General features: G+C 60.5%; 13 protein-coding genes and 1 tRNA gene. 11 read left to right on the plus strand and 3 right to left on the minus strand.

The window, feature by feature from the left end:
* The first annotated feature begins 55 nt into the window (after positions 1–55).
* The 4 genes from hemA to hemB all read left to right on the plus strand — a co-directional run bounded on the left by hemA (position 56) and on the right by hemB (position 5,358).
* Positions 56–1,360, plus strand: a complete 1,305-nt coding sequence (hemA, locus tag GMST_RS09875; RefSeq protein WP_183354488.1) for a glutamyl-tRNA reductase — start codon at positions 56–58, stop codon at positions 1,358–1,360.
* Between the two features lie 104 nt (positions 1,361–1,464).
* Positions 1,465–2,421: a hydroxymethylbilane synthase gene (gene hemC, locus GMST_RS09880; RefSeq protein ID WP_183354489.1), complete on the plus strand. Its 957-nt coding sequence runs from the start codon at positions 1,465–1,467 to the stop codon at positions 2,419–2,421.
* Between the two features lie 211 nt (positions 2,422–2,632).
* Positions 2,633–4,165, plus strand: coding sequence for a uroporphyrinogen-III C-methyltransferase (gene cobA / locus GMST_RS09885; RefSeq protein ID WP_183354490.1), 1,533 nt, complete (start codon positions 2,633–2,635; stop codon positions 4,163–4,165).
* Between the two features lie 173 nt (positions 4,166–4,338).
* A complete protein-coding gene (gene hemB / locus GMST_RS09890; RefSeq protein ID WP_183354491.1) occupies positions 4,339–5,358 on the plus strand; it encodes a porphobilinogen synthase in 1,020 nt (339 codons plus the stop codon).
* 650 nt (positions 5,359–6,008) lie between these two features.
* On the opposite strand, the gene GMST_RS09895 is transcribed toward hemB, so the two are convergent.
* The gene (locus tag GMST_RS09895; RefSeq protein ID WP_183354492.1) at positions 6,009–6,341 is read right to left on the minus strand and encodes a cupin domain-containing protein; all 333 of its coding nucleotides are present in this window, start codon (positions 6,339–6,341) and stop codon (positions 6,009–6,011) included.
* Positions 6,342–6,442: 101 nt separating this feature from the next.
* Between GMST_RS09895 and GMST_RS09900 the strand changes: the two genes are divergently transcribed.
* Positions 6,443–7,534, plus strand: coding sequence for a ribonuclease Z (locus tag GMST_RS09900; RefSeq protein ID WP_183354493.1), 1,092 nt, complete (start codon positions 6,443–6,445; stop codon positions 7,532–7,534).
* A 147-nt stretch (positions 7,535–7,681) separates the two neighbouring features.
* Positions 7,682–8,047 carry a translation initiation factor Sui1 gene (locus GMST_RS09905; protein WP_183354494.1) on the plus strand — a complete coding sequence of 122 codons (366 nt, stop codon included), beginning with the start codon at positions 7,682–7,684 and terminating at the stop codon, positions 8,045–8,047.
* Between the two features lie 95 nt (positions 8,048–8,142).
* Here GMST_RS09905 and yaaA read toward each other — a convergent pair whose 3' ends face one another.
* Positions 8,143–8,340: a S4 domain-containing protein YaaA gene (gene yaaA, locus GMST_RS09910; RefSeq protein WP_183354495.1), complete on the minus strand. Its 198-nt coding sequence runs from the start codon at positions 8,338–8,340 to the stop codon at positions 8,143–8,145.
* A 96-nt stretch (positions 8,341–8,436) separates the two neighbouring features.
* Here yaaA and GMST_RS09915 point away from each other — a divergent pair, with 96 nt between their 5' ends.
* The 5 genes from GMST_RS09915 to GMST_RS09935 all read left to right on the plus strand — a co-directional run bounded on the left by GMST_RS09915 (position 8,437) and on the right by GMST_RS09935 (position 14,171).
* A complete protein-coding gene (locus GMST_RS09915) occupies positions 8,437–9,000 on the plus strand; it encodes an elongation factor P (RefSeq protein WP_183354496.1) in 564 nt (187 codons plus the stop codon).
* Positions 9,001–9,132: 132 nt separating this feature from the next.
* Positions 9,133–9,208 (plus strand) — tRNA-Phe (locus GMST_RS09920).
* Between the two features lie 841 nt (positions 9,209–10,049).
* Entirely contained in the window at positions 10,050–11,408 is a 1,359-nt protein-coding gene (locus GMST_RS09925) for a sensor histidine kinase (RefSeq protein ID WP_183354497.1), read from the plus strand.
* The gene (locus GMST_RS09930; protein ID WP_183354498.1) at positions 11,398–12,537 is read left to right on the plus strand and encodes a sensor histidine kinase; all 1,140 of its coding nucleotides are present in this window, start codon (positions 11,398–11,400) and stop codon (positions 12,535–12,537) included. The genes GMST_RS09925 and GMST_RS09930 overlap by 11 nt, the downstream gene beginning before the upstream one ends.
* A gap of 263 nt (positions 12,538–12,800) precedes the next feature.
* Complete coding sequence (locus GMST_RS09935) at positions 12,801–14,171, plus strand: DUF1972 domain-containing protein (protein ID WP_246399387.1); 1,371 nt, start codon at positions 12,801–12,803, stop codon at positions 14,169–14,171.
* A 68-nt stretch (positions 14,172–14,239) separates the two neighbouring features.
* On the opposite strand, the gene GMST_RS09940 is transcribed toward GMST_RS09935, so the two are convergent.
* Positions 14,240–15,214 carry a WD40/YVTN/BNR-like repeat-containing protein gene (locus GMST_RS09940; RefSeq protein WP_183354499.1) on the minus strand — a complete coding sequence of 325 codons (975 nt, stop codon included), beginning with the start codon at positions 15,212–15,214 and terminating at the stop codon, positions 14,240–14,242.
* Positions 15,215–15,463: the final 249 nt, after the last annotated feature.

Genomic DNA, 15,463 nt, shown 5'->3' on the forward strand with positions numbered 1-15,463 from the left:
CAGAAGACGCGGCAGCCGCGCTCGGTTGCAATTCTCTAGAAGGGGCAGGACGTTTATGAACATTATCGTGGTAGGGCTCTCGCATAAAACCGCCGCCGTAGAAGTCCGGGAAAAGGTCGCTTTCTCGCCTACCCAGATGGAGAAGCCGCTCCAGGCGGTGGTGGCGCTTCCGGACATCACCGAGGCGGTGATCGTCTCCACCTGCAACCGGGTGGAGATCTACGCCACCACGCGTGACGTCGCGGGCGGCATGGCGAGGCTCAAGCGCTTTCTGGCCGAGTATCACAACGTACCTCTCGAGACGCTGGAGAGCCACCTCTACAGCTACCACGGCGAGGACGCCACCCGTCACGTCTTCCGCGTCGCCTCGAGCCTCGACTCGATGGTGGTGGGCGAGCCGCAGATCTTGGGTCAGATCAAGACCTCCTACGGTTACGCCGCCGAGTACAAGAGTTCGGGGATCATCCTGAACCGCTTCCTGCACAAGGCCTTCTCGGTCGCCAAGCGCGTGCGCACCGAGACGAAGATCGCCTCCTCGGCGGTTTCGGTCGCCTTCGCCGCGGTGGAGCTCGCCAAGAAGATCTTCGGGGAGCTCTCCGACAAGACGGTCCTCTTGATCGGTGCCGGCGAGATGTGCGAACTGGCCGCCAAGCACTTCATCAACACCGGCGTGCGCGGCGTGATGGTCACCAACCGCACCTTCGAGCGCGCCGAGAAGCTGGCCGACGAATTTTCCGCCAAGGCCGTGCGTTTCGACGACCTCTTCGACCACCTCCCCAAGGCCGATATCATCCTCTCTTCGACCGGTGCGCCGCACTTCATCATCCACGAGAAGGACGTCGATGAGGTGCTGCGGCGCCGCAAGATGAAGCCGATGTTCTTCATCGACATCGCCGTGCCGCGCGACATCGATCCCAAGGTGAACAACGTAGAGAACGCCTACCTGTACACCGTCGACGACCTGAACGGCGTGGTGGCCACCAACCTCGAGCAGCGCAAGATCGAGGCTGCCAAGGCCGAGGCGATCGTCGAGCAGGAGATCGGGCAGTTCTTCAAATGGCTCTCCTCGCTGGAAGTCACCCCGACCATCGTGGCGCTCAGGAGCCGGTTCGACGAGCTGAGAAAGGCAGAGCTGGCGAAGACCCTCTCCAACTGGAAGGACCTGCCGCCGGGCGCCGAGAAGAAGCTGGACGCGCTGATGAACGCGTACATGAACAAACTGCTGCACCAGCCGACCAGCGTCCTGAAGCGGACCGATCCCGGCAACCGCAACGACCTCTACGTCGACGCCCTGCGCAACCTCTTCGACCTGGGCGACGCGGCCACCCCCCAGGAGACCATGGTCGACCTCGAGGATTAGGTATCCGCTGTTTTCCCTTAGGTCCTTGAGGTCCCTCGTGTCCCTTAGGTCCTTTACCCGAGCAAAACGACAACCGCATTATCAAAGATAAAGGAGAACCACCGATGGCGCTTAAAGAGCTGAGAATTGGAACCCGCGCGAGCCAGCTCGCGCTTTGGCAGGCAAACTGGGTGAAGTCCGAGCTTGAGAAGCGTTACCCGGATATGACCGTAACCCTCACCAAGATCAAGACCATCGGCGACAAGATCCTCGATGTGCCGCTGGCACAGGTGGGTGGCAAGGGTCTCTTCGTGAAGGAGATCGAAGAGGCGATGCTGCGCGGCGAGATCGACATCGCGGTGCACAGCATGAAGGACGTGCCGACCGAGTTCCCGGAAGGGCTCGGCCTTTACTGCATCACCGAGCGCGAAGATCCGCGCGACGCAGTGATCTCCAACGGCGTGAAGTTCGCCGACCTGCCGCAGGGTGCGAAGATCGGCACCTCGGCACTGCGCCGCCAGGCCCAGCTCCTGAAGGTGCGCCCGGACCTCGAGATGGTGATCATCCGCGGCAACGTGGAAACCAGGATGAAGAAGCTTGAGACCGAAGGGCTGGATGCCGTCATCCTCGCCGCTGCGGGCCTCAAGCGCCTGGGCTTTGCCGACCAGGTGACCGAGTACCTCGACACCGACCTGTCGCTGCCGGCCATCGGCCAGGGCGCGCTGGGGATCGAGTGCAACCTCTCCAACGAAGCGGTGAAAGAGGTGATCGCCTTCTTCAACCACCCGGACACCGCCCACGCCGTACGCGCCGAGCGCGCGCTGCTCTGGCGCTGCGAGGGCGGCTGCCAGGTACCGATCGCGGCCTTCGGCCAAGTGAGCGGCGACGAGCTGGCGCTCACCGGTTTCATCGCCTCGGTGGACGGCAAGGTCTCCGTGAAAGGGACCGTCACCGGTCCGGCCGTTGATTGCGAGAAGCTGGGCGTGAAGCTCGCCGAGCAGCTCCTTGCGGAAGGTGGCCACGCCATCCTGGCCGAGGTCTACCAGCGCGAAGTATCCCGCGAGAAGGAAATCCCGGTTTAACAACAAAAGGCATTACCACAGAGGATCACAGAGGGAAAAGCGAGGACACAGGGGGAGGCAAAGGCGGGGTAAAACCCTCAAGCTTGACTTTCCTCTGTGTACCTCTTGTTGTTCCCCGGTGTCCTCTGTGTCCAGCTTTTTTCTTTTGGTTCTTACTGCAAGAGGCTAATGGCTAACCCCTTAGCCTTTTGCTGTTTTGCTCTGAAACAGGATGGCAATGGCAGGCTCTAAAAAAGGATACGTCTACCTGATCGGCGCCGGCCCGGGCGATCCCGGCCTCATCACGGTGAAGGGGCGCGAGTGCCTCGGCAAGGCGGAAGTCGTTCTCTACGACTACCTGGCCAACGGCGAGCTGCTGCGCCTGGCTCCCAAGGGCGCCGAACTGATCTACGCCGGCAAGGTGGGGGGCGAGCACAACCGGGCCCAGAGCCAGATCAACGACCTCCTGGTCGAGAAGGCGCTGCAGGGTAAGATCGTGGCGCGCCTCAAGGGGGGCGACTCCTTCATCTTCGGCCGCGGCGGCGAGGAGTGCGAGGCGCTGGTGGCTGCCGGCATAGGCTACGAGGTCGTGCCGGGGATTACCGCTGGCGTGGGTGCTACCTGCTACGCCGGCATCCCGCTCACCCACCGCGCGGTGACCACCTCGGTTGCCTTCGTGACCGGTCACGAATCTCCGGGCAAGGCGAGCTCGGAGGTGGACTGGGAGGGGCTCTCGCTGGGGAGCGGCACCGTGGTCTTCTACATGGGGATCCGCAACCTTCCGACCATCTGCCAGAACCTGATGGCCAACGGCCGGGCTCCCGAGACTCCGGTGGCGCTGATCCGCTGGGGAACCAGGCCCGAGCAGGAGGTCCTCACCGGGACGCTGGCCGACATCGCCCAGAAGGCAGAGGCTAAAGGGTTCAAGGCCCCGGCCATCACCGTGGTCGGCGAGGTGGTGAACCTGCGCGAGCAGCTGCGCTGGTTCGACAATCGCCCGCTCTTTGGTCGCTCGGTCATGGTCACCCGCGGGGCCGACCAGGCCGGCGAGTTCACCGGAAAGCTGGAGCGCCTGGGTGCCCGGGTCTATACCTGCCCCACCATCGAAATCGACGAGGCGCCGAGCTACACCGAGCTGGACGAGGCGCTCGCCGGGCTGAACAGCTTCGAGTGGATCGTCTTCACCTCCTATAACGCGGTGAAGTACTTCTTCGGGAGGCTGCACCAGCTGGGGCTCGACACCCGCGCCCTGGGGCGCAGCAGGGTCTGCGCCGTCGGCCCCAAAACCGCCGCAGCGCTCGAGCCGTACGGGATCAAGCCCGATCTGGTCCCCGCCGACTACAAGGCCGAAGGGGTGGTGGCGGAGTTCGCCAAGCTGGACATCGCCGGTCAGTGGGTGCTCTTTCCCAAGGGGGATCGCGCCCGCGAGGTGATCCCGGAGGAGCTGGCCAAGATGGGCGCGCAGGTGATGGCGCCGGTCGCCTACCTGAACCGCACCCCCGACCGGGTCCCCGAGGAGTCGCTTGCCGCGCTCGAGGAAGGGAGGGTCGATTGCGTCACCTTCACCTCGTCCTCGACGGTGCAGAACCTCGCGCGCATCCTGGGCGAGAACCGCTTCCTGCACTTGATGCAGGGGGTCAAGGTCGCCTCCATCGGGCCGGTTACCTCGAAGACCTGCCGCGAGTTGGGCCTCGAGGTGCACATGGAACCGGCGGCGTACACCCTGGACGCTTTGGCGGCGGAGTTGGTGAAATTCGGCTGGTAGAGCGGCAAAAGGTAACAGGCGCCTAAAGGAACCAGTCCCCTCACTCTCACAGCAAGCTGGCACAGACGCGGCGCAATGGAGTACAATCAGTCATTTCAATGAAACAGTAGCATTGAACCAGCAGTATTCGGTCCAGGCGGGTCTTACAGATAACCCACTGAAAGGAGAAAGCAATGTTCTACCCTGTGTACAGAGCGAGACGGCTTCGTGGCAAAGAGATCTTCAGGAACATGGTTCGGGAGACCTCGCTCTCCACGCACGACCTGATCTACCCGATGTTCTCCGCTTTCGGTAAAGGGATCAAAAAAGAGATCTCTTCCATGCCGGGCATCTATCAGCAGTCCATCGAGTACATCGTCGAAGAAGCGCAGCAGGCCTATGAGCTGGGCGTCCCGGCGGTGATCCTGTTCGGCATCCCCGAGCAGAAGGACGCCATGGGGAGCGACGCCTACTCCGATACCGGCATCATCCAGGAGACCATCCGCGAGCTGAAGAAAAACGTCCCGGGGCTCGCGGTCATCACCGACGTCTGCATGTGCGAGTACACCGACCACGGCCACTGCGGCGTGATCAAAAACGGCGACGTCGATAACGACGAAACCCTGGAGCTCCTGGCCAAGGAAGCGCTCTCCCACGCCCGCGCCGGTGCCGACATGGTCGCTCCTTCGGACATGATGGACGGCCGCGTCGCAGCCATCCGCGAGACGCTCGACAACAACGGCTACAAGGATGTGCCGCTCATGAGCTATGCCGTCAAGTACGCTTCCGGCTACTATGGCCCGTTCCGTGAGGCTGCCGAGTCCACCCCGCAGTTCGGTGACCGTCGCTCCTACCAGATGGATCCGGCCAACCGCCTTGAGGCGATCCGCGAGGCCAACATGGACGTCGAAGAAGGCGCCGACATCCTGATGGTGAAGCCGGGCCTGCCGTACCTGGACATCGTGCGCGAAGTGCGCAACGCCTTCAACCTCCCGGTGGCCGTGTACAACGTTTCCGGCGAGTACAGCATGATCAAGGCTGCTTCCAAGATGGGGTGGATCGACGAAGACCGCGTCGTCATGGAGACCATGCTCTCCTTCAAGCGTGCCGGTGCCGACCTAATCCTCACCTACCACGCCAAAGAGGTGGCTGCCCTCCTCAAGAAGGGATACGAGGCTGCCGCCAAGGAACGCTGCGGATGCGGCTGCAAGTAGATCTCTAGAGGCTTAAAAACAAAAGACGCGGGGATCGCAGAGCAAAACCCTTTCATGGTTTCTCTGCGACTCCGCGTCTTTGTTTTTTTGTCCGTTCGTAGCGAGGTGTACCGCGCGGTTTAAAACTTCTCAACCGCTCTTGAGAAGCTACAAATCGCGGTTTAGAAGCTCTCAACCGCTCTTGAGAAGCAGTAAATCGCAATTGAGAGGCTCTCAATCGCTCTTGAGAAGCAGCACATCGCAATTGAGAGGCTCTCAATCGCTCTTGAGAAGCAGCACATCGCGGTTGAGAGGCTCTCAATCGCTCTTGAGAAGCAGCACATCGCGGTTGAGAGGCTCTCAATCGCTCTTGAGAAGCAGCACATCGCGGTTGAGAAGCTCTCTATCGCTCTTGAGAAGCAGCAAATCGCAGTTGAGAGGCTCTCAATCGCTCTTGAGAAGCAGCACATCGCGATTGAGAAGCTCTCAATCGCTCTTGAGAAGCAGCAAATCGCGGTTGAGAAGCTCTCTATCGCTCTTGAGAAGCTACACATCGCGATTGAGAAGTTCTCAACCGCTCTTGCGAAGCTACAAATCGCGGTTTAGAAGTTCTCGACTGCCCCAGACACGTTGCAGAGCCCGGGTTTGCAAGTCCTCTCGCGAACTTTCAGCTATGCCCTGATCATCACCAACAGCATCTTGAAGCGATTAACGGCGCGCAGCGAGTGCGGTTTGTTGGCCGGCATGACGATGATCTCGCCGGCACCCACCTTGTGCACGGTCCCTTCTATGTTGATGTCGGCTTCGCCATCGAGGACCTGTACGAAGGCATCATACGGCGCAGTGTGCTCGCTCAACCCTTCCCCTGCGTCAAATGCAAAGGCGGTGATGGTTCCTACCGGCTTGTCGACCACCGTCCTGCTGACAACGGCACCGTCCTGGTAGCCGGCCAGATTTACCAGATTCATCTTCTCTCCAGTTGCCACACCTTTTTTTTCTGCCATTGTCTTTCTCCTTGAGCTGTGTTCGTTGTCTATGATGGAACTGTAGCGCGCATTGACAGTGACGCAATTGATACAGATCAAGCAAATGGTAAAATCAGCGCATGCCGAGACCCTTTCGCTACCTGGAGCCGACCTTTTTCGCCGGGCTCTTCGACGACCCTCTGCTGCTGGTCCGTATCAGGCCCACCGGCCGCGCACTCCTCTTTGACTGCGGAAAGGTCCACCATCTCGCCAAGCGCGTCTTCACCTCCATCGATGCCGTCTTCATAAGCCACGCCCACATGGACCATTTCATGGGGATGGACAGTGTAATCCGGCACAGCCACGCCTCGCCGCGCACCGTGCAGGTCTTCGGGCCTCCCGGCATCTCCGCACGCATGGCCAACAAGTTCGCCTGCTACGACTGGAACCTGGCCGACTCCTACTGGGGAAACTTCAGGGTGACCGAGGTGGGCGATGCGGCGCAGGAGAGTACCCTCTACCTGGGGCCGAAGGCGTTCGGAGCGCAGCCCGACGGATTTCGCACAGGGGCAGAACTCTACACCAACCGTTTTCTGACGGTGGCGGCGGCGCGCTGCGAGCACCGGATCCCCGTACTGGCCTACAAGGTGACGGAAGGGGAGGCGTTCGTCCTGGATGAACGGCTGATGGCGCTGGAGGGGGTGGTAAAAGGGGACTGGCTGCGGGATCTGGAGCGCCTCTTCCGTGACGGAGCCATGGAGGGAGCTCCCATCGCGTATCCAAGGCAGGTGGGTGACTGTGTCGAGGAGTACCGCGAACCGGATGCCGCCGCACTCTACCGGCGCATCAAGAGGGACGAGGCGCCGGCGAGCATCGGGTACGTAACCGACGTGGGGTTTTCCCAGGAAAACATGGAGAGCCTGGTGGGGCTGCTTCGTGGAGTGGACCTGTTGGTCTGTGAGTGTGCCTTTCTGGCGGCGGACCGGGAGAAGGCGGCAATTTCGCGGCACCTCTGTACGACGGAGCTCAACATGGTGCTCGACCGTCTGCGGCCGCACTTCGTGCTCCCCATGCACCTGTCCAAAAGTTATCAGGCGCTGGGGGGCGAGGCGCTGTACCGCGAGCTCGAATTGCCGGAGGGGGCGACTTTGCTGCGCATTCCTGATCGCCTCACGCCGCGACCCATCCTGGAGAGCGAGGTACCCAATCCGCTTAAGAAGGTCACGGCGTAAAAAGAGGCCGATTTGCCACGGAGGCACGGAGCACAGAGAAAGAACAAACTGGTGCCACCACCACGTGCTGTTCTCCGCCCCCTCCGTGTCTCAGTGGCGAAACGGTTTGTCTTGAAACAGGATCTTCTTTTCTGCTATGAAGAGAGCATGAAAAAAACAGCTTCCAGTGACGCTCCCCTCGTATATTCCTCCGAATTCGGCCGGATGTGCCCCGGCTGCGGAAAACCCCTCAAGAGTTGCACCTGTCGTAAGAATGCGACCGCTCCGGCTGGCGACGGCGTCGTGCGGGTTCGGCGCGAAAGCAAAGGGCGCGGCGGCAAGACCGTGATGGTGATTACCGGACTGCCGCTCGATGCCGCGGCCCTCACCGCCCTTGCCGGAGAGCTCAAGCGGACCTGCGGCTGCGGCGGCACGGCGAAAGACGGCACCATCGAGATCCAGGGCGACCACGCCGACAAGATCATGGCGGAACTCACCAAGCGCGGCTACAAACCGAAGCGCTCAGGAGGGTGAAGCGGCGTTGTTACGTGGCAACCTCCCCGTCACCCTAACCCTCCCCCGCCAGGGGGGGAAGAGGAACCAAGTCCACAGTTAGCCTCTGCCTTTCCTTACTCCACCGAGAAGCTCTTCCCGCCCACAGCCACCCGGTCACCCGGACGCAGCTTCCTGCCGCGGCGCAGTTCCACCTCGCCGTTTACCTGCACCATCCCTTCAGAGATGATGATCTTTGCCTCTCCTCCCGAAGAGACCGCGTCGACTGCCTTCAAAAAACTGTCCAGCTTGATGAACTCGGTATCTATCTTCATGCTGCCTCCGTATCGTTTTTCGGGCCCGGAACCCTGGGCAGTTGAACTTATCACAGATTTCTGCTAAAAAAAGACAATTTCGCAAAGGAGCTACCAATGTACACTACCAACGATTTCAAAAGAGGGCTCGTCATCCAGCTCGACAACGCCCCCTGCTTGATTGTCGATGTATCCTTCCAGTCCCCCAGCGCCCGTGGTGCCAACACCATGGTGAAGACCAAGTACCGCAACCTGATCACCGGCCAGGTGCTCGAGAAGACCTTCCGCTCGGGCGACAAGGTGGACGAGGCGGACTTCGAGCGCCACAAGGGGCAGTTCCTCTACTCAGATGGCGATCGCGGCGTCTTCATGGACCTGGAGACCTACGAGCAGTTCGAGATGGAGGCCGATGCCTTCAGCGCGGTCCAGCCCTTCCTGTTGGACGGTGCCGAAGTTCAGTTGGGCATCTTCCAGGAGCGCATGGTGAACGTCGACCTCCCCTTGTCGGTGGAACTGGTGGTGACCGAAACCGCACCTGCCCTGAAAAACGCCACCGCACAGGCTCAGACCAAGGAGGCGGTGGCCGAGACCGGCCTGAAACTGCAGGTGCCGCCGTACCTGGAAGCAGGCGAGAAGATCAAGGTAGACACCAGGGATGGACGTTTCATCTCCCGGGCCTAGTCTGTCAGAACCATTTCGGGGCTGGAGCAGCGGACGCAAAGAAGTAAGCTTTCCCGCCCCTGAACAAAAAAAACACAGCTAGTAGAAAAGGGTTGACACCCGAAGTGATTCACAGTATAAAGTTGGTCTCTTGCCCAGATAGCTCAGTCGGTAGAGCAGAGGATTGAAAATCCTCGTGTCGGCGGTTCGATTCCGTCTCTGGGCACCACAAAAAATCAAGGGGTTAGCCAATTCTGGCTGACCCCTTTTTGTCATTCGTGGTCTTTCCCGTGGTCTCTGCTGCCCTGCTATCAGGGGCAATGGTCATTTCTTCAACGTTTCGACGCCTTGCGAGTTCCTCTCCCCTAATTATTTTACCTCCAACTGCCGGCTGCACCTCCGTGTCTAGTAGCACGGTTTCCCTATCGGACCATTAAACGCCCGCGCGAACTGCCGCATAAAAACGGCCGAATCCCGCCCCATTCAAGTCTCGACCTCGGTATTCCAGTTGAGGGCTCTTTGGCCCTACCCGCCATATATGGCGGTTGTGCCAGCAGTGAGCGGCCTCCCCCGCACCGTCCTTTCGGCCGGATGCCTTTTTGCCGTTCGCTATCCCCTGTACTACCAGCTTCTTCACGTCGCAAGGCTGCCTGTTTCATGGCGGCCCGTTAATTGCAATACTCACCCGTGGCTCGCCTGAGAGCTGCAGGACGGAGGGCGTCGGGTGATGCTATTGGTCGAGTATTGCAGGAATAGGTACAGTTTGAAAATCGTTACAACAATAACGTTTTGCCATGTTGTCACAGCGAGCCTGACTCCAGCGATAACAAATATTGAATGAAACCTTAAGGTGATATTGTTAATTAGGCAAAGGAAATATTGTTTGGCATCATTGGTGAAGAGTATGGTATTTATAAATAATAATTCAAGTGTGATTGTTGCGTTGATGCTTACGATGTGATGTGCTATCGCTAATGTGGTTGCGCAATGTGACTATGCGTTACAGGCTACTCTGTCTTGCGCCGAGTTCACAGGCTTCTGGCACATTGCCAAATGTAGAGGGGGTCACCATGGGGAACCTAGAGCAGAAGCCTCCGCCGGTCGAAGCAACCATACTGCGGCGCCGTGCCGAAGATCAACTGTCAGCCCGGGTTACTGAAGAGCTCCCCGCGGCAGCCGATGAAAAATCCCGCTGGCTCACCCACGAGTTGTCCGTGCACCAGCTTGAACTTGAGATGCAGAATGCGGAACTGCGCCGGACCAGGGACTCGCTGGAATCGGCGTTGGAACGGTACTCGGCCCTCTATGAGTTCGCGCCGGTAGGCTATCTGACCCTCGACCGCCATGGGGTAATCCTGGCCATCAACCTGCAGGGAGCCGCTCTGCTGCGCATCAAGCGCTCAGACTTGGTGGGGCAGATTTTCGTGCACTCTGTACCGCTCTCCGGACGAACCCTGTTTCATTCTTTTCTGGAGCGGGTCTTTGCCACAAGGAAGAAGGTTTCCTGCGAGGTGTCCTTGGCGCCGGAGCGCGATCTGCCGCGCTACCTGCAAGTTGAAGCAGCGGTTGATCCTTCGGGGGAATGCTGCAACATGGCGATCCTCGATATCACTGACCGCAGACGGACCGAGGAGATGCTGGCGGGCACACTGTGCAGGAGTGAGGAGCTCAACAAGTACCTGGACACCCGGGTGCAGAAGGCCATGGCGGATTTGCTCGAGAAGGAGAAGATGCTGATTGTGCAGGACCGACACGCAGTGATGGGCGAGATGATCAACAACATCGCCCACCAGTGGCGCCAGCCCTTGGACACGCTCGGCCTGATCATCCAGAAGTTGCCGCTGTTTTACGGCTCCGAGGAGTTCACCAGGGATTTCCTGGAGAACAATACGGGGAGGGCCATGAAGCTTGTCTCCTACCTGTCGCGCACCATCGACGATTTCAGAAACTTTTTTCGCTCCGACAAGGAGACGAGCGCCTTCGGACTAAATCAGATCGTGGAGTTTACCATCTCCCTCATCGAGCAGAGTTTCCTGGACCAGCAGATCCGGATTGTCTGTCGCCTGGAGGATGGGTTGACCGTCAACGGCTACCCCGGCGAATTTTCCCAAGTGCTGATGAACATACTGATGAACGCACGCGACACCCTGGTGCAGCGCCAGGTACCCGATGGCAGGATAACCCTGTGCGGTTTCAGCGAGGAGGGCATCACGGTCCTCAACGTCACCGATAATGCGGGCGGCATCCCGGAAGACATCATCGACAAGATATTCGACCCCTACTTTAGCACCAAGGGTCCCGGCCAGGGGGGCGGGATCGGCCTCTTCATGTCCAAGACGATCATCGAAAAAAACATGGGAGGTCGGCTCACCGCGACCAACGTCCAGGGTGGCGCCAGACTCAGCATAGAGGTCAAAAATGGCGAATGACCTGAAGTTCCATTTCTCTATCCTGTATGTGGAAGACGAGAGCGAAACGCGGGAGAACCTTGCGGAGATTATCGGCCGACAGTTTCCCGATGTGCAGCTGTACCTTGCCCAAAACGGTGCCGAAGGGATGCAGTTGTTCATAGAGCACAGGCCCGATTTGGTACTCACCGACATCAACATGCCGGTTGCCAGCGGCCTCAAGATGGCGACTGAAATAAAAGCCGTCAGTCCGGCGACCGAGGTCATTGCCCTGACGGCCTACAGCAATACGGAATATCTGCTCTCGGCCATCGAAACCGGCGTAAGTCACTATTTGCTCAAGCCGGTCGATGTGCGGCAGATTTCCGCGGTCATCGGCAAGGCTCTGGCGTCGGTGCGTTCCGGACGACTGATCGCCCAGCAAAACGAGGTGATACGAAACCTCAATGCCCAACTGTCCCAAAAGGCAGCGGATCTGGAATTTGCCAACGAGGAGCTTGAGACCTTCAATTACACGGTTGCCCATGACCTGCGCTCCCCATTGGCCAATATCAGCGGCTATGCCCAATTGTTGCTGGTAACGCATGCAGGCCAGCTTGACCCGGATGGCAAGGACCATCTTCAGGTGATAAACCGGGAAGTGGACCGCATGAAAATGCTGATCGGCGCGCTGCTGCGCTTCTCCCAGCAGACGCAGAAATTCGCACAGAAAAAGCCGACGGATCTCTCCGCCATGGTTCGTGAAATCCGGGACATCCTCCTCCAGCAGGAGCCGCAGCGGAAAGTGGCCTTCTCCATAGAGGGCGGGGTACGGGGGTTTTGCGATGCGGACCTTGTGCGCATCGCCTTGGAGAACCTGATCGGTAACGCCTGGAAGTTCTCTGCACCCAAGGGTCAGGCCCGCATCGAATTCGGTACCATCAGCAATGAAGACGACCTGGTCTATTACGTCCGCGATAACGGCGTCGGTTTCGATCTGCAACAAGCGGAGCGGCTGTTTGTCCCCTTTCATCGGCTGCACGCGGACCAGGAATTCGAAGGATGCGGCATCGGCCTGGCGACAGCAGCCAAGATCATCCAGCGCCACGGCGGCAGGATCTGGGCCGAAGCCAAGGAGGGGGAGGGGGCAACCTTCTTCTTCACCCTCTGATCCATTATCCCGACGTCAGACCAACTTTTTTGCCCGTCGGGTCGCGGGTGCCGTACCGGTTGCGGCACGCCCGGCACCCTAGGACAAGCTCCGACTGCACCCTCCCCAAACGCCTACCGTAATACCGCTCAACGCCCCCCCTGCGAAACAGACATCCACCCATCTTCAGGCGCTGCCCGGGGTGCTATCATAGCCCAAACCTGAGGCAGGATAGGTTCGTCCGCAGGCCCCGGGCAGGGGCGGGAGGTGGAGATGCAAGCACCATGGCAGATCAGATTCAGGTTGCTGTCCGAACCGAGGATACCGGTGCCGGACCGGCCGGGATGCTGCTCTGGAGGGCGCGGTGCAGTTCCGGCGCGGTTGACATGAGGCTGGCCATCCTGGGAACTCGCGGTATTCCTGCGGGGTATGGCGGCTTCGAGACCTTTGCCGAGCAGCTGTCGGTCAGGCTGGTGCAGCGGGGGGTGGAGGTAACGGTCTACTGCGAGGCCGGCAGCGGGGAGGGGGCTGCGAGCTATCGCGGTGTCAGCCTGGTGTATGTTCCGGTCTGGAGGCTCGGGCCGCTGACCACGATACTGTTTGACATCCTCTGCCTGTGGCACGCCCGGAAGAGTTTCGATGTGGTCTACATGCTGGGCTACGGCACCAGTATCTTCTGCTTCCTGCCCAGGATCTGGGGTAGCGAGGTCTGGATCAATATGGACGGGATCGAGTGGGCCAGGTCCAAGTGGAACCGGCTGGCCAAGGTCTGGTTCAAGGCAATGGAGGCAGCGGCCATGTGGACTCCCAACCGGCTGATCGCCGACGCGGAGGGGATCGAGATGCACCTGCGCTCGCGGCACCGCCGGCTGCCGCCGATAAGCGTGATCTCTTATGGCGCGCCCGTCGTAGTAGAGGAGCCCGACCCGGCACTCATCGCCCAGTGGCACCTGGTGCCACGCGAGTACCTGCTGGTGGTCTGTCGGCTGGAGCCGGAAAACTCGGTACGGGAAGTCGTCGAGGGTTACCTGGCGTCGGGGAGCGCGCTCCCGCTGGTCGTGGTCGGTAGCACCAGTCCGGCTACCGGGTACGTGCGGGAACTGCTGCAGGCGGGAGAGGGGCGGGTCCGCTTCATCGGGGCGGTGTACCACCAGGAAAGGCTGCAGGCCCTGCGCCATCACGCGCTGGCCTATTTCCACGGGCATACCGTTGGAGGGACCAACCCGTCGCTCCTTGAGGCTCTGGGATGCGGCAGCCTGATCATCGCACACGACAACATCTTCAACCGGGAAGTCGCGGGAGAACTGGGGAGTTATTTCAGGGGAGCGGGGGACGTGGTGGGGCAAATCCGCAGTCTGGAGGGGTACCCGCCGCAAACCGCACACCTCTTAAGAGCACAGGCGCGACAGCGGATCGCCGCGGCCTACAGCTGGGACGCGATCACCGATTCCTACTGTGCAACCTTCCCGGGCCGGGCGCCTGGTGAAAGAACCCCACGCGGCCTTGATCGGGCGCCGGCGGCACTCGTTTCGGGGCGTGCACTTGTCCAGGGTGGCGCCGCCGGGAAGGTGACTGCAACCTTGGAGTCGCGGGGCTATCTGCCGCAGAGCGGTGGCATTCAGGGTGCCGGCAAGCGCGTCCAGCGTGGTGTGTGAGACAGGGTGGTGGGGTGCCCCCGTCTCGATTCATCGGGAAGGGGGCAGGGGACGGCCAGGGGCACAGGTTACTGCTCCCGGGTAAGGGTGTAGATTTTATCTCCGCTGGCGGCAGCGACCAGCAGCGAGCCGTCAGCCGAAGAGGCCACCGAGGTCCAGCCTAATCCCGAAGCCTGGGTACCCCAGGTCGCACCGGAATCGGTGGAGCTGTAGAGGGAACCGCTCTCCGCGAGGGCAACCAGGCGGCTGCCGTCAGCAGTCATGGCCACCGAAGTCCACCCCTCGCCGGAAAGTGTCGCGCGCCAGGTAACGCCGTAATCGCCCGACAGATGCAGCGTGCCGGCGCTGTCCACAGCCGCGAGCTGCTTGCCGTCGGAGGCGCTTGCCACGGAGTACCATCCCGTGGCGGATTCCCGCGGCACCCAGGTAAGGCCCGCATCGTCGGAGGTGTACAGCTGCCCCAGGGAGGTAACTGCGGCGACCAGCCGGGTGCCGTCCGCGCTCGACGCCACACTCATCCAGTCCCGTGCCTCGTCCCGGGCGCTCCAGCTAATTCCCCCATCGTTTGAAGTGTAGAGAAATCCCCCCAGATCTGCCGCAACCAGTTTGAGGCCGTCGGATGAAGAGGCGAGCGAGGTCCAGTTACCCTCGACCGCGCGCGCGCTCCAGGTCGCCCCGGCGTCGATTGAGGTGTAAATCAGCCCGGCAAGTTCCGCGGCCACCAGCCTGGTGCCGTCCGCGGAAGAGGCCACCGCGCTCCAGACCCCGCTTAGCTCGCGCTTAGTCCAGGTTTGCCCGTAATCGGTCGAGGTGAAGATGCTGCCACCCTGTTCGGCGGCTACCTGCCTGGCACCGTCGGCGGAAACTGCCACGCTGCGCCAATTCCGCGCGGCATCGTGAGGGGCCAGCACCAGGGCTCGGGCCACTGACGGAGGCGGGGCAGTTGCTGCAGGTTGGCCGGAGCCCCCGGCAGAGCCGCAGGCCTGCAGGAACTGCATCACAAGTACTGCTGCAAGGGTCGCGATGAGGTGGCGGTTTTTCATAGGTAATACTCCTGACGCACTGGCCGTTGTCGGCAAATTCGGTTGATCGGTCAAAACAGCTGACCAACCACACTTTGCAAACCTGGCACCAGTGGACGTCAAGGCGCGAATAGAGTTTAACTGTCTGAAAATATGTAATTTTTACGCCTGTGGGGCTTCGGCGATTGCTGAAGGGCTGTGTGCAGTCAGCGAACAGAAATGTCCGCCGCAACGGAAAAATATCAAGGATTACGGCAGGTAAGATAGGGG

Source organism: Geomonas silvestris, assembly GCF_014193515.1.
Taxonomy (GTDB): domain Bacteria; phylum Desulfobacterota; class Desulfuromonadia; order Geobacterales; family Geobacteraceae; genus Geomonas; species Geomonas silvestris.